This window comes from Heyndrickxia coagulans DSM 1 = ATCC 7050 (assembly GCF_000290615.1).
GTDB lineage: Bacteria > Bacillota > Bacilli > Bacillales > Bacillaceae_C > Weizmannia > Weizmannia coagulans.
The window spans coordinates 1-15,042 of the sequence record NZ_ALAS01000189.1; the positions used below are offsets into that span (position 1 = coordinate 1).

The window sequence follows — 15,042 nt, forward strand, 5'->3', positions numbered from 1 at the left end:
TCGTTGCCTTGGTGGGCCGTTACCCCGCCAACTAGCTAATGCGCCGCGGGCCCATCTGTAAGTGGCAGCCGAAGCCGCCTTTCCTTTTTCTTCCATGCGGAGGAAAAAACTATCCGGTATTAGCCCCGGTTTCCCGGCGTTATCCCGGTCTTACAGGCAGGTTGCCCACGTGTTACTCACCCGTCCGCCGCTAACCTTTTAAAAGCAAGCTTTTAAAAGGTCCGCACGACTTGCATGTATTAGGCACGCCGCCAGCGTTCGTCCTGAGCCAGGATCAAACTCTCAGTAAAGATGTTTGATAAAAGCTCAAAAAGAATTTGACGTTTCGTTTTGTCCAGTTTTCAAGGAACAATTTCAAGCAGCAACTTATTAAGTATAGCATGATAACAAGTCACTGTCAACATAAAATTTGGAGCGGGTGATGGGAATCGAACCCACGACAACAGCTTGGAAGGCTGTGGTTTTACCACTAAACTACACCCGCATGCAAATCGGGAAAACAGGATTCGAACCTGCGACCCCATGGTCCCAAACCATGTGCTCTACCAAGCTGAGCTATTTCCCGCTTTTCCCTGGCCCAAAAAAACTATAAAACCAATGCCTGTTTTTATAAAGTTTTCAACTGCTCGATAAGCTTCTAAGCTTTTTATGCAGATGGAAACCGATCTTTTTTTGCATGAAAAATAGCGCGCCCAAGAGGAGTCGAACCCCTAACCTTTTGATCCGTAGTCAAACGCTCTATCCAATTGAGCTATGGGCGCGTAAATGCGGCCGAGAGGACTTGAACCTCCACGGGATTTAACTCCCACTAGGCCCTCAACCTAGCGCGTCTGCCATTCCGCCACGACCGCGTTATTAACTTGACACCTTTACATTATATCAAAGGGTTTCGTGGATGTCAATCATTTTTTATGGAGCGGAAGACGGGATTCGAACCCGCGACCCCCACCTTGGCAAGGTGATGTTCTACCACTGAACTACTTCCGCATATCATACTAAACAGTGCGGGTGAAGGGAGTCGAACCCCCACGCCGTGCGGCGCCAGATCCTAAGTCTGGTGCGTCTGCCAATTCCGCCACACCCGCGGATAAATGGTGAGCCATGCAGGATTCGAACCTGCGACCCTCTGATTAAAAGTCAGATGCTCTACCAACTGAGCTAATGGCTCAAAAATGGCTGGGCCAGCTGGATTCGAACCAGCGCATGACGGAGTCAAAGTCCGTTGCCTTACCGCTTGGCTATGGCCCAATGGCGGTTCCGACGGGAATCGAACCCGCGATCTCCTGCGTGACAGGCAGGCGTGATAACCGCTACACTACGGAACCACTGATGATATGATAAGTTTTAAATGACCCGTACGGGATTCGAACCCGTGTTACCGCCGTGAAAGGGCGGTGTCTTAACCGCTTGACCAACGGGCCGCGATTACTGCTTTGTATGTATGGCGGAGAAGGAGGGATTTGAACCCTCGCGCCGCTTACGCGACCTACGCCCTTAGCAGGGGCGCCTCTTCAGCCACTTGAGTACTTCCCCAAAATGGCTCCGCAGGTAGGATTCGAACCTACGACCGATCGGTTAACAGCCGATTGCTCTACCACTGAGCTACTGCGGAATAACAAGCAACATCTTGTCGACTCTTAACATTATAATGACGGGAAACGAAGGTGTCAACCCTGTTTTGAAATTTATTTTTAAAGCTTGTTTCGAAGATGCTCCATGCCCATTATTTCCGGCCCGGTTCAGCATACATTTTGTGCAGCACCAGTTTGCCGCCGCATCTTCCGCAAACGTACCGGTTGGTGTTGACCTTTCTTTGCCTTCTGTATAGGATGCCGCATTCCCTGCAGACATATTCGTAACGCGGGGACGGGCGGCGGGACGGGCGGGAAGCTGCTTTACTCGGCAGGACGGTACAATAGCGGGGCGCGTCCGTTTCCTTTAACAATTGTTTGAAATCCGCATCCCGGTGCCGGTATCCTTTCCCTTCCAGATGAAGATGGTAATGGCAAAGTTCATGTTTGATAATGCCGATCAGTTCTTTTTCCCCGAGTTCTTCTAAATATTTTTTATTGATTTCGATATTGTGGCTTTTTAACAAATATCTTCCCCCGGTGGTCCGCAGCCGGGGATTAAATGAGGCTGCATGCCGGAAAGGTTTGTGAAAATACTCCATCGATATTTTTTCCACAAGGCCTTGCAGTTCCTTGTTATCCATGGCCGTAAGCCCCCTTACTCATAATGAAAATAGATGCCGCGGGCACCCGCGCTTTTCTTTTCACATGACAAGTTATTATAGCATATACTTTAGTAAAAGTGCGGGGGATTGGTTTTGTTTCAGCATTCAGGAACAAGGGGGCGTTTGTGTGCCGGTATGGTTTCAAAACCAAATACGGAGAGCTTTTTGCGAGAAAAGGCGCAGTGAAATTAAACTGTTAAATGAATGCTGGTTTTTTTACAATGAAAAGAAGATGCGCGCATGACCGGCGCATCTTCTTTTCGCTTTTAAGCGTTCGGAAGCATGGTGAGCGATAATCTTCCTTTTTGGACGTCCACTTTCTCCACCCACACGGTGACAATATCGCCGACCGAGACGATATCAAGCGGATGTTTAACAAAACCTTTACTTAATTTCGAAATATGGACAAGCCCGTCTTCTTTCACGCCGACATCGACAAACGCCCCGAAATCGACGACATTCCGGACGGTTCCTTGCATCTCCATCCCCGGTTTCAGATCTTCCAGTTTCATAATATCCTTTTTCAAAAGCGGTTTCGGCAGTTCGTCGCGCGGGTCGCGGCCCGGTTTTTTCAAGGCTTCAAAAATATCTTGCAAGGTCAGTTCGCCGATGCCGAGTGTCTTCGCCATTTCCGGGACAGACAGCGCTTCAAGCGATTGGATCAGCTTTTCTGTCCCGATATCCGCTGTCGTCATGCCCAGTTCATTCAGCAAAGCTCTTGCCGCATCATAACTTTCCGGGTGGATCGGTGTTTTGTCAAGCGGTTCTTCCCCGTCCGGTATGCGGAGAAAGCCAATACTTTGTTCGTATGTTTTTGCGCCGAGGCGGGGAATCTTTTTCAGTTCGGCCCGGTTTTTGAATTTGCCGTTCTCGTCGCGGAATTTTACAATATTGCCCGCTACAGTGCTGCTGAGCCCGGACACATATTGCAAAAGAGACGGGGATGCGGTATTGACATCGACCCCCACCTGGTTGACGGCCGTTTCAACGACGAAAGTGAGCGATTCATTCAGTTTCTTTTGCGAAACGTCATGCTGGTACTGCCCGACACCGACCGATTTCGGATCGATTTTCACAAGCTCTGCCAGCGGATCCTGGAGCCTGCGGGCAATGGAGACAGCGCTCCGTTCTTCGACATGCAAATCGGGAAATTCTTTGCGTGCAAGGTCGGATGCGGAGTAGACGCTTGCCCCCGCTTCATTGACGATCACATAGGAAACATCTTCTTCTATTTCTTTTAAAATACCGGCAATCCATTGCTCCGTTTCCTGTGAGGCTGTGCCGTTTCCGATCGCGATGACCTCCACCTTAAAATCCCGGATGATGCTTTTTACAATCGCTTTGGCTTCTTCTGTTTTCGGCTTTGGCGGATGCGGGTAAATCACGCCGATTTTCAGCACTTTGCCCGTTTCATCCACGACTGCGAGTTTGCAGCCGGTCCGGTACGCAGGGTCAACCCCGAGCACCGTTTTTCCTTTTAAAGGCGGCTGGAGAAGCAGGTTCCTTAAATTTTCGGCAAAAATATGGATCGCCCGGTCTTCCGCTTTTTCGGACAGTTCGTTGCGGATTTCCCTTTCAATGGCGGGCTCAATCAGCCGTTTGTAGCCGTCTTCTACCGCTTCCTTGACGATTCGAGCTGTAATGGAGGCTTCATTCCGGATCACTTGCCGGTTCAAATACGCCAAAATCCGCTCGGTGTCCGCCTCAACGGATACGCGCAGAATGTTTTCTTTTTCGCCGCGGTTAAGGGCAAGCACGCGGTGTGGAACGATTTTGCGGACCGGTTCTTCATAGGCGTAATACATTTCGTAAACCTTTTTCTCATCTTTTTCCGCATCTTTGACAGTGCTTGCCATCACACCTGTTTTAAACGTTTGGCCGCGGATCCAGCCGCGGTATTTTGGCTCATCCGAAACCATTTCGGCGATAATATCTTTTGCGCCCTGCAATGCTTCTTCGGCAGATGCCACCTGCTTTTCCGCTGATACATACGATGCCAGTTCAGCATCCAGATCGCCTTCAACCGGAAACGAAAGCATCCAGCTGGCGAGCGGTTCCAGCCCTTTTTCCTTTGCAATCGTGGCCCTTGTCCGGCGTTTTTGCTTATACGGGCGGTAAAGGTCTTCCACCAGCTGAAGCTTTTCCGCCTGTAAAATTTTCCCTTTTAGCTCTTCTGTTAATTTCCCCTGCTCATCGATCAGGCGGATGACTTCCTCTTTCCGCTGCTCAAGATTTTGCAAATAGTTCCACCGCTCCATAATGTCCCGGATCTGCACTTCATCAAGCGCACCGGTCATTTCTTTCCGGTAACGGGCAATAAAAGGAACGGTATTGCCGTCTTCCAGCAAACCGATGACATTCCGGATGCTCTTTTCCGGGAACTGTAATTCTTTTCCCAGCCGGCTGATCAGCCTTTCCTGTTTTTCTTCCAAATTGAACACCACACTTCTGATTACTGGTTCCGAAAATCTGCATAAAGCTATATAATAATACAGATTATCCAGATTTCCGAATGATTCGCTCCTGAAAACAGGTCTTAGTTGAGCCAGTGAAACAGCTGTACACACAATTGCTTTATGCCATCATCGTTTCTTCCCACAACCGTAATTTTGAAATACAGATAGGCCCTCACCACCCCAGAGTAAAATGTAACCAGTGGTGACATTTGTAATAGGAGAAGGCCTCTTCTGTTATTTTACCATGCTTTCCGGGTTGAAAAAACGCAAAATAAAAAAGCTTGCCTTTACTGCAAGCTCCCAATAATAAATGTAGCATCGTCATCCATGGTCTGTTGTTCTTTTAACTGGTCGGCAATCCGTTCGATGGATTCACATTTCTTCAAATAGGATTGGACATTCCGCTCTTTCACGCCGTCTGAATGGATGATAAACCTGGAACCCGGTTCATAATCAAAAATCTCGGTTTTGAATTGCTGCGGCCTGCCGGACAAGTACCCGGTAATCGGAATCGGGTAAGTCAGTTTGCCGCCCGGTGCCACCATAAAAAAGCGGATGTTGCCGACACAGCTGTAAACAAATTTGCGCGATTTAAAACAGGCTTTGAAAATGGCAACCGCTGCGCCCCGTTTCCGGTACAAAGCGCGATTGCACGCATCCATCAGCGTGTCAACATCGTCATCCGATTGTTCTTTCACAACTTTTGCAACAGCCTGGGAAGAGTAATAGGCATATTCCCCGCTCCCCAGCCCGTCTGCCAGCACACAGAGGAAATAGTCATCCGTCGCCTTCATAAAATAGGCGTCTCCGCACAAGTCCCGGCCGGCCTTTGTTGTCTGAAATCCGTATACTTCCACTTGCTTTGAACTAAGATAATTCATAATGGCTAATTCTCCACATGTTGCAGTTCACCTTCTATGGCGTCCCGCAGTTTTTTGATCGCACGGCGTTGCAGGCGCGAGACGTGCATTTGCGAAATCCCCAATTTCTCGCCTGTGTCCTTCTGGCTTAAATTTTTAATATACGTGTAGTGGATGACCTGGCGTTCCCTCTCGCTCAGTACGTGCAACACTTTTTCCAGCACAAGCCGCTGGTTGACTTTTTCATATCCGTCATCTTCACTGCCGACCATATCCAGCAGGGTCACGGTACTGCCGTCTGAATCCGACTCAATCGAATGGTCAACGGAAAGTGCGTGGTAGCTTTTGCTCATTTCCATTGTTTCCAGCACTTCTTCTTCCGAAATCTCAAGATGTGCAGCAATTTCAGCGATTTTTGGCGAGCGTTGCAGTTCGTTCGTCAGTTTTTCAACAGTGGATTTAATCCGCGGGCCGAGTTCTTTAATCCTTCGGGGGACGTGAACACTCCATGTTTTGTCTCTCAAAAACCGCTTAATTTCTCCGATGATGGTCGGAATCGCAAAGGATTCAAAGCTTTTTCCAATATTCGGGTCAAAGCGCTGAATGGCGCCGAGCAGGCCGATAATCCCCACCTGGAAAATGTCCTCCTGGTAGGCCCTTCCTTTCGAATATTTGCGGGCAAGCGACTCCACAAGTTTCTGATAGCGCGCGACAAGTATTTCCTGCGCCTCTTTGTCGCCGTTTTGCTGATAAGATTGTATCAATTGATTGACATCAATCTGATCAGGTTGATGCAGTTTTGACATTCGTCTCCACCTGCTCCCCTTGAAGGTACTTGGTCATCATGACTGTAATTCCGCCATCATAATGTATGCGGACTTCATCCATTAAACTTTCAATGAGATAAAGGCCCAACCCTCCTTCTCTCATAAATTCGATCTGCACATCTTCCGTGTAAGGCCCTGCGAGTTCCCTTACTTTTTCCAGATCAAAACTGTCTCCTTTATCGGAAACCATTACTTCAAGGCGGTCCGGATAGAGGCTGAAATCGATGGTGACTTCCCCGTCCTCCTTGTCCTTATAGGCATGCTGGACAGCATTGGTAATGGCTTCGCTCGCGGCGATCTTCAAATCCTCGATGAGTTCGTAATCAAACCCCATGCGGCTTGCAATACCGGAAATGGTGAGGCGGATGACTCCGACATATTCCGCTTTGGCAGGGATTTTCATACTGATATGATCAAACTCCTCCATGTCTCACACTCCACCTTCTATTTCGGTATTAATCTTCATGATGTCGGAAAGGCCTGTAATATCAAACAGCCGTTTCAAACGGTCGGAAAGCCCCGTCAACGTGAGCATCCCGCCGTTTGCCCGCAAGCTTTTGAACAAACCGACCAGTACGCCCAGCCCGGTGCTGTCCATGTAAGAAACATTGGTTAAATCTATTAAAACTTCCAAACCTGCTTTTCCTTCATATGGTTCAAATGCTTCTCTTAATTTTGGAGCTGTAAATGCGTCAATTTCCCCCGAAATGGTTACGTTTAAGGCATTCTGTTTTTCCTTTACATCTACTTCAAAGTCCAATTCTTTCACCTCTTTAACATTCATCACTAAGTGCTTCTACCCTTTCCGGGCTGATGACAAACCTCCTTTTAGGCAGTTCTTTTTAAAATCAGCAAGGTAAAATCATCCCGCAGTTCAAATTCCTGCCATCTTTCCAGCTCCCTGTACACATTTTCCACGATTTCCTGTGCGCTCTTGCGGATATTTTTCCGGATCAAGCTGGTAATCATTTCCCGGCTGACAAACCCTTCCTTTGTTCGGCATTCCGTTACGCCGTCTGACAACAGCACAGTCATATCGCCAAGCTGCACATCTTTTATATATTCATGGTACTTCGATTTTTTTTCTATGCCTAAAAGGAGCCCTTTTGCGATTAAATCCTCAAATTCATCCGTTTCCGCATGATAGAAAAAACCGGGCTCGTGCCCGGCGGATGCGTAGGAGAACTTATGTACTACCGGGTCATACATACCGTAAAACATCGTAATAAACATACTCGGGTCGACATTCTGTTCAACGACGCGGTTCAGATTTTCCAAAATAATATGGGGCTGGTGGCTGTATTCCGGCAAACTGTCTATCGCATATTTGATCATCGACATGCAGAGCGCCGCCGGGATCCCTTTCCCGATCACATCCGCGATCGCGATGCCGATGCGGCGGTTCTCATCTTCAATAAAATGATAATAATCGCCGCTCATTTGTTTGGCCGGCATGCTGATCACGCCAATATCGATGCCGTCCTGCTCCGGGACATCCGCCTTAAGCAGGGTTTGCTGCATGCCCGCAGCAATCTCGATTTCACTCTTCAGTTCTTTTTGTTTTGTCCGGAGGCTTTGCTGTTCCCTGTAAACGAGCCCGTAGGCAAGCATGACTTCCAGCAGGACATCAAAGGACTGCTGCACCGTTTTGGAAAGCCCGGGTTCGATTTGCTGCAAAACAGAGCGATGGCACATAATCATGTCTTCAGGAGAGATCCGGTTTTCAATCAGTTTGCGGCTGAACTTCTCGCACTGGTACAGCGCCTGTTCATCCGGATGCTGTAGAAAATGGCTAAGAATTTCTTTATACTCCTGCTCCATGGCATCGCGGAAATCCATCTTTTTCCCTCCTATCATCGTATCCATTTGATCGCGGTAACGGTTGTTCCCTCATTCGGCGCCGAAACGATATCAAATTCATCCATCAGGCGCCTTACGCCCGGCAGGCCTGCCCCAAGCCCTCCGGATGTGGAGTAGCCGTCTTCCATCACTTTCCGGATGTTTTCAATCCCCGGCCCTTTATCTATAGCGATCACTTTCAGCCCCTTTCTCCCGTTTTGCAGAACTTTCTCAATCCGGATTTCCCCTTGTCCTGCGTATACAAAAATATTGCGGGCGAGTTCGCTGATGGCCGTTGTGATTCTTGCCTGGTCGACAGCACCGAAATGGAGCTCTCTTGCAATGTTTCTCCCAAGCTGGCGGGCGGCCACAATATCCCACTCATTCAAAATTTTTACACAGGAATGGTTATCCATACAGCTAGTCCCCCAATTCCTGTTTTAATTTCTCAAGGCCGCTTTCCAAATCCAGTGCCGTCATGACGCCCTCCATCGTAATCCCCAACTCGATCAGGGTAATGGCGACTGCAGGCTGGATTCCGGTGATGACCACTTTTGCGCCCAGCATTTTGGACATATTGACCACATCGCCCAGCACTTTTGCGATGAATGAGTCAATAAAATCAATAGAGGTGATGTCGATGACAACACCGCTTGCATTCGTTTCGTATATTTTTTGAAGCAAATCTTCCTGAAACTCCAAAGCTGTCTGGTCATCAAGCTCCCATTGGATCGAGACCAGCAGGCAGTTTCCCAGCTTTAAAATGGGTATGCGCATCAATCAACCCTCCCATTCCACAATTTTCCTCCCTGTCATTTCAAGAGCCTGTTCAATTCCTCTTTGCAGTGTACTCGTTGTTGTAATATGGTTTAATTTGATCCCCAAATTTGTTAACGTATGTGCAATTTCAGCGCGGATGCCAACGAGCATGCAGCGGGAGCCGACAAGCCGGACAGCATTTGCCGCCTGAATGAGATGATGGGCAACAACCGTATCGACAACCGGCACGCCCGTAATGTCGATCAGCACCACCTCCGACTTGTTTTTCACAATGCCGTACAGCAGGTTTTCCATAATCTGTCTTGCCCTTTCCGAGTCAATGGTGCCGACCAATGGGAGGACAGCAATTTTGTCAAACACCGGAATCAAGGGGGCGGACAATTCCTTTAACGCATTTTGCTGAAGCGAAATGGTCTTTTCCCAAATGGTGGTGTAGGCATTGACAAATTCATTTTGGACGGCATTGGTCCATTCCCGAAAGATTTCCCAGAATTCCCGGTGCTTTTCAAACACCGCATCCGGGTTGTGGTTCATCATCAGGTTGTAAACAATATCCCCGAGAATTTGAATGCCGGTCGTTGCAAAAGTGAGCGGCCAGCCCAGCGTCACGATTCTTTCGGAAAACTCGCCGAGCTGTTTCTCATATTCGTGATTGCTTTTCGTCAGCCGCGCAAGAATCACTTCGACAAAATCCCGGCTTGTTTTTTCAAACGCCACACCTTCATCGAAATGAAATGGGGCACCACCTTTTTCCTTCATGCTTTTCATCCATTTGTCCAGTATTTCATCTTTATGTTCCGGTATAAATTCCGCTAAATATGATTGCATGGTCAACCCTCTTCCCTCCGAACAGTTTGAAGCGCCCGTCTTTGGCAGCCAGCGGCAGACATGCCGGGCTTTTCCGGAAGGCTTGCAAAAAGACAAATGAGCTGCTGCCTTTAGCCCCGGCGGATTTTCTGAACCGGTTTGTTGAAAAAAACAGGGAAATCCATTTGATTTATATGTTATTATATCTGTTTTTGCCAGCAACCGGAAAATATTTTTTTATGTAAATGGCACAGAAATCGGGCAAAAGGCATTTTTCCGGAAAATTTCTTTCGTTCGTCTTATAACGTTGTCATATACCCGCTATAAGACAGATTTAAACCCCTTTTCCTGTATTTTTTGAAAGCAGGTTTCATTATTTCAGTCCCGACGCGTGAAAAAATATGTGATTTTTTACGTTTGAATTTCAGGCCGGACGAAAGGCGTGAAATTCCAAGAGGGTAAAATTCTCGATGAAAAAACTGCAACACCCGGCCTGAAGCTTGAAAAAATCAGAAAAAGTATAAGCTGCTCCTTATTAGCCGGCAATGAGCCAGTAGCATGAAAAAACGCCCTTTAAAAAGAGCGTTTCTAAAATTCGACCAGTCCCAGGCTGATTTGCAGGGCGTCGTCAATTTTCTCCATGACTTCTTCATCAAGATGCGTAATCTTATCCGTTAAGCGTTGTTTATCGATTGTGCGTATTTGTTCAAGCAATATCACAGAATCCCTTTCCAAACCGTAACGCTTTGCATCGATTTCCACATGCGTGGGCAATTTTGCTTTCTGGATTTGCGCTGTTATAGCGGCAACAATGACAGTGGGGCTAAAGCGGTTTCCAATGTCGTTTTGTAAAATGAGGACAGGACGTACGCCTCCCTGCTCGGAGCCGACCACCGGAGATAGATCGGCGAAGTACACGTCTCCACGCTTAACAATCAAAGGATTACCCCCCGCTTACTAGGCTTTCAACTGTATGTTCTGCTTCGTATTCAGCCTGGATCGCTTCGGAGGCAATCGCCAAATTAATTTTTGCCATTTCCATGTAGCCTCGCCTCATCGTTTCGCGGATTTGGCGTTTTTTCCGTTCTTTTAAATACATTTTTGTGGCACGGTAAATTAACTCATTGCGATTCATATTTTCAGTTTCAGCAAATCCGTCCAATTCCGTCAACAGCTGCTGCGGCAAGCGGACTAAAATTTCTGTTGAAATAGGTTCAGACACCTGCTACACCTCCACGCACTAGACACCGTTTCTGCTTTCCATTCCCTTTTCATCATACCATCAAATACACTATATGCAAAGGTCAAATCACCATTCCTGTCTATTATCGGCAAAAAAATCATGCCATTATTCAAAATTCGCCAAAACATTTTTCACCCTTCAAGGACCGGATTCGACACGCCCGCGGCATCGTTCCCGTTTTTCCGGAAAACGCGCGGGACCCGGCTTGAAATGGAACAGGTCACCTCATAGTTGATGGTATCGAGCTTTTTGGCAATTTCATCAACAGGAACGGACAAATCCCCCTGTTTTCCAATCAGCGTTGCTTTTGTCCCGACAGCAACCGGACGGGGGATCCTTACCATACACTGATCCATGCAAATCCTGCCGACAATAGGCGCTCTTTCCCCGCCGATGATCACTTCCTGGCCTGAGAGCCTGCGGATCCAGCCATCCGCATATCCGATCGGAAGCGTGGCGATCCATTCATCGCCGGAAGCCTGATAGGTTGCGCCGTAACTCACCGTATCCCCGGCATGGATTTGTTTCACATGCGTGACCTTTGTATGGAGGGAGAACGCCTCTTTTAACGGAAACGGCAAAACCGGCTTGATTTCGGGCGAAGGGGAGAGCCCGTACATCGCAATGCCGAAACGGACAGCATTAAACGGAGACTGGTCAAATCTCAAAGCGGCGGCGCTGTTTGCGCAGTGCACATACGGCGGGCGGGTTTCGAGGTTTAAAACCATATCCTGAAACCGGCTGTATTGCTTTTCATACAAAGTCATATCGATTTCATCCGCTGTCGCAAAGTGGGTAAAAATCCCTTCAAAAAAGAAACAAGATTGTTGGTTCACGATTTTTTCCACTTCTTTTAATTCCTGTACGGTTCTTACGCCAATCCGGCCCATTCCGGTATCACATTTAAGATGGACGGATAGTTTCCGCCCGGTTAAATACCAGCTTGCTTCCTCGAGCCAGTCTTTTTGAAAAACAGTCAGGGAGATGTTTTCTTCAGCCGCAATTCCGGCATCTTCCGGACGGGTTGCCCCCAAAACAAGCATCGGGGCGGTAATCCCTTTTTTTCGCAACGCGAGCGCCTCGTCCAAAAATGCAACCGCCAGCGCTGAAGCTCCGGATGCAAGCGCGGTTTTCGCCACATATTCCGCGCCGTGCCCGTAAGCGTTGGCTTTTACAACCGCAATGATTTGCGTATGCTCCGGCAAAAGGCGGCGCATATTTCCGACATTTTCCGAAATGGCATCCAAATCGACTTCCACCCATGTATCCCGGTAAAAAGCCATGATTACACTTCCTTTATGATTCCATATCCTGATTATCGAACGCGTAGCCAGCGTTGTCAATGGTTTTTAAAAAGAAGTCTTATCAAACCGGTTTGGAGCGGGTTACCGGAAGAGACGTGCTGTAACCGTATCAAGAAAAAAACCCGCAGAGAATGGCTGCGGGCTTGTGCTTTTTGTGCTTACGAACGGGTTATCCGCATTTTATTTTTCCGGTTCTCCTCCGACAGACTGGGCGACTTCCATCATTTCCGCAGCCGATAGCGATTTGGAGGCAAGCGTGTATTCGACACCGTTCACCGTCCAGGACAGGGAGTCACCTGTCTTGATCCCGAACGCAAACCCGAGATCCGCCATTTCCCCGTTTGCAGGAAGCGGTTCTGTGGAAGCAGCTGGAAGTACCTCTGCCTTTTCCTCAATCAGCGTATACGTTTTATCGCCCGTATAGGTCAAAATAACGCGCTTACCGTTTGCAACGGCAACTTCCTGTTCATCGAGCAGCGTCGTTCCCCCGATTTTTGCCGTTGGATATTTTACCGAAAACTCTTTGTTGCCGACTTTTCCATCCACCGGCACTTCGAGTTTCGCTCCTGTCATATTTTTTTTCGTGTCAAACGCGTTGCTGTCGAATTTTGCATTAAAATCCACTTTTGTAAAAAGCACACTGACAAGCGTATTGCGGTCCGTGTCCATCACTTTCACACTGACTGGTGCAAGCGTCCTTTTGTCAAAAGTAATTTGCTGGTACGGCAGCATCTTATGATTTTGATAGCGTGTCTTCGTCTCAAACACATATCGGTTCTTTTTCACCGTCATCTTTGCCTCTTTATCTTTCAATATGTCTTTCACAAGCGATTCATAAAGGTACGCCTGGCTTGTGTTGTTCGGCCAGTCGCTTTGAAATTTGTAGCTTTTGTTAAGGGCGGGCGTGACCACAAACACGCCTTCTTTATTGCGCAAAATCATCTGGCTTTGCCCCTCGCCCGCATTTTTCAGGTTGACACGGTAATATCCCGGCCGGTTGTGCCAAACTTCAATATTGTATGTCCGCGGTTCATTGCCCGTTTCAAGCGTCATTTTCGCATTCAGCTTGTAGCCGTCCATCTTCTCCACTTTTTCATTTAATTTTCCGGCCACATCCTGCGGTTTTTTCGCTCCGCAGGCGGAAAGCAGAAAAATAACAAACAGAGCCGCAAACAAAACCCAGTACTTTCTCTTCATCCTTTCAACCCCTTTATTGTCTCAAATCTTATGAAGAGAAAGGCTTCATCAAAAGCCCGTGCCTTGTCTCTCCTCTCTTACTTTGAATATATGAGACAACCCGGGCCTGTATGATGGGGAATTGAAAAAACGTTATAGCTTCAGTCTTCCAGAATCACTTGGGCGAATGCACATTCACGGCTGTGCGTGATCGACAAATGGGCGCGGGGCCCTGCCGGCTTTGAAAAATACGGGCGGCCGTTCTTATCTTTTGCGATTTCAATTTCCTGAAAAGATAACGCACCCCCGATTCCCGTGCCAAAAGCTTTGGAATATGCTTCTTTCGCCGCAAATCTGCCGGCAAGGAATTCAATTTTCCTTTTTTCTGCCAATTTGCCGAACTGTTGCTGCTCCACTTTCGTTAAAATCCGCCCCGGGAACCGCGGCTGCCGTTCATACAGCTTTTTTATCCTTTCAAGCTCGACAATGTCAATGCCAATGCCTTTGATCATGTGCTCACCTTCTGTTTTTCCAGAGTATAAACCACAAAATTTCCGATACCCGATTTTCACACTGCTGTCGGTGCCTCTGCCTTCCGTGAAAATATGCGCCGGTAAATCGTTCTGCTGGTATCCATGATGGCGGTTCGGCCCTTTTTGAAAATACGAGCCGGATTTGGGCTATCCCTTTTTCCATCCTGCTGGCGGTTGCGGTTAGAAGCAAACCGGACGTCTAATTCGTCATTTCCGGCATATGTATAAATAGAGCTTTTCCATTGAAAGGAGTATTTGCAATGCTGATCCGCCCGATCCGCTTTTCTGCTTTTATTGGTTCCTATCCCGTCGTATCTGCCATTTTCCTGGCCCAGTGGCTCCTGTTTGCGGCCATGCGGCTTCCGGTTTTACCAACACAAACCCTTTATGAAGCACTGTCCGGTGTGAACCTTTATATTGCCCAAGGGGAAATATGGCGGCTTGTCTCCCCTGTTTTTGTCCATATTGATTTCAGCCACCTGCTGTTGAATTCCTTCTCCCTTTTGCTGCTCGGCCCCTGTCTCGAACGGCTGGCCGGAAAATGGAAGTTTATCCTGTTATATTTTGGCTGCGGATGCGGCGCCAATCTCGCTTCTTTTTTTCTGCTTCCGCTTACCTATTCCCATGCCGGTGCGAGCGGTGCCCTGTTCGGCCTAATCGGCGCATATGTCGCCCTTGTCTGGGTCGGAGAAGATATACCAAAAACAAGCCGGCAAACCATTTTATCGATCGCGGTCATTTCCGTTGTAACGGCTATGATGCAGCCTGGCGCCAATCATACAGCCCATCTTTCCGGACTCGTTGCCGGCATGCTGCTTGGAGGCATGCTTTTGCAAAGAAAAGCGGCTTCTCCCGCGTGAACTACCCACCACTTATTGACCTTGCGGTCTAATTGAAGTGGGGGCTTCTCGACTTATCGTTGCTTTTACTAGCCAACGAAAACTGACCGAGCTAACCCTCTTGTTCCAAGAGTTTTGTTAC

17 protein-coding genes, 12 tRNA genes and 1 rRNA gene are annotated in these 15,042 nt (G+C 48.0%); 2 read left to right on the plus strand and 28 right to left on the minus strand.

Annotated features, from left to right (window positions below):
- The 14 genes from IC21_RS09515 to IC21_RS09580 all read right to left on the minus strand — a co-directional run.
- A 16S ribosomal RNA gene (locus IC21_RS09515) occupies positions 1 to 290 on the minus strand; the annotation flags it as partial.
- A gap of 120 nt (positions 291 to 410) precedes the next feature.
- Positions 411 to 484, minus strand: a tRNA-Gly gene (locus tag IC21_RS09520).
- A gap of 7 nt (positions 485 to 491) precedes the next feature.
- Positions 492 to 565 (minus strand) — tRNA-Pro (locus IC21_RS09525).
- A gap of 122 nt (positions 566 to 687) precedes the next feature.
- Positions 688 to 761: transfer RNA gene (locus IC21_RS09530), tRNA-Arg, on the minus strand.
- A gap of 5 nt (positions 762 to 766) precedes the next feature.
- A tRNA-Leu gene (locus tag IC21_RS09535) sits at positions 767 to 851 on the minus strand.
- A 61-nt stretch (positions 852 to 912) separates the two neighbouring features.
- A tRNA-Gly gene (locus IC21_RS09540) sits at positions 913 to 987 on the minus strand.
- A 16-nt stretch (positions 988 to 1,003) separates the two neighbouring features.
- Positions 1,004 to 1,085: transfer RNA gene (locus tag IC21_RS09545), tRNA-Leu, on the minus strand.
- 7 nt (positions 1,086 to 1,092) lie between these two features.
- Positions 1,093 to 1,168 (minus strand) — tRNA-Lys (locus IC21_RS09550).
- A gap of 5 nt (positions 1,169 to 1,173) precedes the next feature.
- Positions 1,174 to 1,248: transfer RNA gene (locus IC21_RS09555), tRNA-Gln, on the minus strand.
- Position 1,249: 1 nt separating this feature from the next.
- Positions 1,250 to 1,325 (minus strand) — tRNA-Asp (locus IC21_RS09560).
- 24 nt (positions 1,326 to 1,349) lie between these two features.
- A tRNA-Glu gene (locus tag IC21_RS09565) sits at positions 1,350 to 1,421 on the minus strand.
- Positions 1,422 to 1,442: 21 nt separating this feature from the next.
- Positions 1,443 to 1,533: transfer RNA gene (locus IC21_RS09570), tRNA-Ser, on the minus strand.
- 4 nt (positions 1,534 to 1,537) lie between these two features.
- Positions 1,538 to 1,612: transfer RNA gene (locus IC21_RS09575), tRNA-Asn, on the minus strand.
- Between the two features lie 111 nt (positions 1,613 to 1,723).
- Positions 1,724 to 2,215: a SprT family protein gene (locus tag IC21_RS09580; protein ID WP_017553282.1), complete on the minus strand. Its 492-nt coding sequence runs from the start codon at positions 2,213 to 2,215 to the stop codon at positions 1,724 to 1,726.
- Positions 2,216 to 2,363: 148 nt separating this feature from the next.
- On the opposite strand from IC21_RS09580, the gene cmpA reads away from it, so the two are divergent.
- Positions 2,364 to 2,480 carry a cortex morphogenetic protein CmpA gene (gene cmpA / locus IC21_RS16725; protein WP_100181618.1) on the plus strand — a complete coding sequence of 39 codons (117 nt, stop codon included), beginning with the start codon at positions 2,364 to 2,366 and terminating at the stop codon, positions 2,478 to 2,480.
- Positions 2,481 to 2,502: 22 nt separating this feature from the next.
- On the opposite strand, the gene IC21_RS09585 is transcribed toward cmpA, so the two are convergent.
- The 14 genes from IC21_RS09585 to acpS form a co-directional block, all read right to left on the minus strand.
- Positions 2,503 to 4,680 (minus strand): Tex family protein, encoded by a 2,178-nt coding sequence (locus IC21_RS09585; RefSeq protein WP_017553284.1) that lies wholly within the window; start codon positions 4,678 to 4,680, stop codon positions 2,503 to 2,505.
- 299 nt (positions 4,681 to 4,979) lie between these two features.
- Complete coding sequence (locus tag IC21_RS09590) at positions 4,980 to 5,573, minus strand: PP2C family serine/threonine-protein phosphatase (RefSeq protein ID WP_029142784.1); 594 nt, start codon at positions 5,571 to 5,573, stop codon at positions 4,980 to 4,982.
- Positions 5,574 to 5,578: 5 nt separating this feature from the next.
- The gene (sigB, locus tag IC21_RS09595) at positions 5,579 to 6,358 is read right to left on the minus strand and encodes an RNA polymerase sigma factor SigB (RefSeq protein ID WP_029142785.1); all 780 of its coding nucleotides are present in this window, start codon (positions 6,356 to 6,358) and stop codon (positions 5,579 to 5,581) included.
- Positions 6,336 to 6,806 (minus strand): anti-sigma B factor RsbW, encoded by a 471-nt coding sequence (gene rsbW, locus IC21_RS09600; protein WP_017553287.1) that lies wholly within the window; start codon positions 6,804 to 6,806, stop codon positions 6,336 to 6,338. Before rsbW ends, sigB begins: the two co-directional genes overlap by 23 nt.
- Before the next feature lie 3 nt (positions 6,807 to 6,809).
- On the minus strand, positions 6,810 to 7,139 hold the full coding sequence (locus tag IC21_RS09605; protein ID WP_013860674.1) for an anti-sigma factor antagonist: 330 nt from the start codon (positions 7,137 to 7,139) through the stop codon (positions 6,810 to 6,812).
- Positions 7,140 to 7,207: 68 nt separating this feature from the next.
- The gene (locus IC21_RS09610; RefSeq protein WP_029142786.1) at positions 7,208 to 8,218 is read right to left on the minus strand and encodes a PP2C family protein-serine/threonine phosphatase; all 1,011 of its coding nucleotides are present in this window, start codon (positions 8,216 to 8,218) and stop codon (positions 7,208 to 7,210) included.
- A gap of 14 nt (positions 8,219 to 8,232) precedes the next feature.
- Complete coding sequence (locus tag IC21_RS09615) at positions 8,233 to 8,634, minus strand: anti-sigma regulatory factor (RefSeq protein ID WP_029142787.1); 402 nt, start codon at positions 8,632 to 8,634, stop codon at positions 8,233 to 8,235.
- A 4-nt stretch (positions 8,635 to 8,638) separates the two neighbouring features.
- A complete protein-coding gene (locus IC21_RS09620) occupies positions 8,639 to 8,995 on the minus strand; it encodes an STAS domain-containing protein (protein ID WP_017553290.1) in 357 nt (118 codons plus the stop codon).
- A 3-nt stretch (positions 8,996 to 8,998) separates the two neighbouring features.
- Positions 8,999 to 9,826: an RsbT co-antagonist protein RsbRA gene (gene rsbRA, locus IC21_RS09625; protein ID WP_029142788.1), complete on the minus strand. Its 828-nt coding sequence runs from the start codon at positions 9,824 to 9,826 to the stop codon at positions 8,999 to 9,001.
- A 567-nt stretch (positions 9,827 to 10,393) separates the two neighbouring features.
- Positions 10,394 to 10,744 (minus strand): type II toxin-antitoxin system PemK/MazF family toxin, encoded by a 351-nt coding sequence (locus IC21_RS09635; protein ID WP_013860680.1) that lies wholly within the window; start codon positions 10,742 to 10,744, stop codon positions 10,394 to 10,396.
- Between the two features lie 4 nt (positions 10,745 to 10,748).
- On the minus strand, positions 10,749 to 11,027 hold the full coding sequence (locus IC21_RS09640; RefSeq protein ID WP_014096808.1) for a CopG family ribbon-helix-helix protein: 279 nt from the start codon (positions 11,025 to 11,027) through the stop codon (positions 10,749 to 10,751).
- Positions 11,028 to 11,179: 152 nt separating this feature from the next.
- Entirely contained in the window at positions 11,180 to 12,331 is a 1,152-nt protein-coding gene (gene alr / locus IC21_RS09645; RefSeq protein ID WP_029142789.1) for an alanine racemase, read from the minus strand.
- A gap of 201 nt (positions 12,332 to 12,532) precedes the next feature.
- Complete coding sequence (locus tag IC21_RS09650) at positions 12,533 to 13,549, minus strand: LolA family protein (RefSeq protein WP_013860683.1); 1,017 nt, start codon at positions 13,547 to 13,549, stop codon at positions 12,533 to 12,535.
- A 140-nt stretch (positions 13,550 to 13,689) separates the two neighbouring features.
- Complete coding sequence (gene acpS, locus IC21_RS09655) at positions 13,690 to 14,040, minus strand: holo-ACP synthase (protein ID WP_029142790.1); 351 nt, start codon at positions 14,038 to 14,040, stop codon at positions 13,690 to 13,692.
- 263 nt (positions 14,041 to 14,303) lie between these two features.
- Here acpS and IC21_RS09660 point away from each other — a divergent pair, with 263 nt between their 5' ends.
- A complete protein-coding gene (locus tag IC21_RS09660) occupies positions 14,304 to 14,921 on the plus strand; it encodes a rhomboid family intramembrane serine protease (protein WP_234969610.1) in 618 nt (205 codons plus the stop codon).
- Positions 14,922 to 15,042: the final 121 nt, after the last annotated feature.

Bases quoted from the DNA above. Each gene is read 5' to 3' on its own strand.
- IC21_RS09580 (WP_017553282.1), bottom strand. From the start codon at position 2,215: ATGGATAACAAGGAACTGCAAGGCCTTGTGGAAAAAATATCGATGGAG.
- IC21_RS09590 (WP_029142784.1), bottom strand. From the start codon at position 5,573: ATGAATTATCTTAGTTCAAAGCAAGTGGAAGTATACGGATTTCAGACA.
- sigB (WP_029142785.1), bottom strand. From the start codon at position 6,358: ATGTCAAAACTGCATCAACCTGATCAGATTGATGTCAATCAATTGATA.
- rsbW (WP_017553287.1), bottom strand. From the start codon at position 6,806: ATGGAGGAGTTTGATCATATCAGTATGAAAATCCCTGCCAAAGCGGAA.
- IC21_RS09610 (WP_029142786.1), bottom strand. From the start codon at position 8,218: ATGGATTTCCGCGATGCCATGGAGCAGGAGTATAAAGAAATTCTTAGC.
- IC21_RS09615 (WP_029142787.1), bottom strand. From the start codon at position 8,634: ATGGATAACCATTCCTGTGTAAAAATTTTGAATGAGTGGGATATTGTG.
- IC21_RS09620 (WP_017553290.1), bottom strand. From the start codon at position 8,995: ATGCGCATACCCATTTTAAAGCTGGGAAACTGCCTGCTGGTCTCGATC.
- rsbRA (WP_029142788.1), bottom strand. From the start codon at position 9,826: ATGCAATCATATTTAGCGGAATTTATACCGGAACATAAAGATGAAATA.
- alr (WP_029142789.1), bottom strand. From the start codon at position 12,331: ATGGCTTTTTACCGGGATACATGGGTGGAAGTCGATTTGGATGCCATT.
- IC21_RS09650 (WP_013860683.1), bottom strand. From the start codon at position 13,549: ATGAAGAGAAAGTACTGGGTTTTGTTTGCGGCTCTGTTTGTTATTTTT.
- acpS (WP_029142790.1), bottom strand. From the start codon at position 14,040: ATGATCAAAGGCATTGGCATTGACATTGTCGAGCTTGAAAGGATAAAA.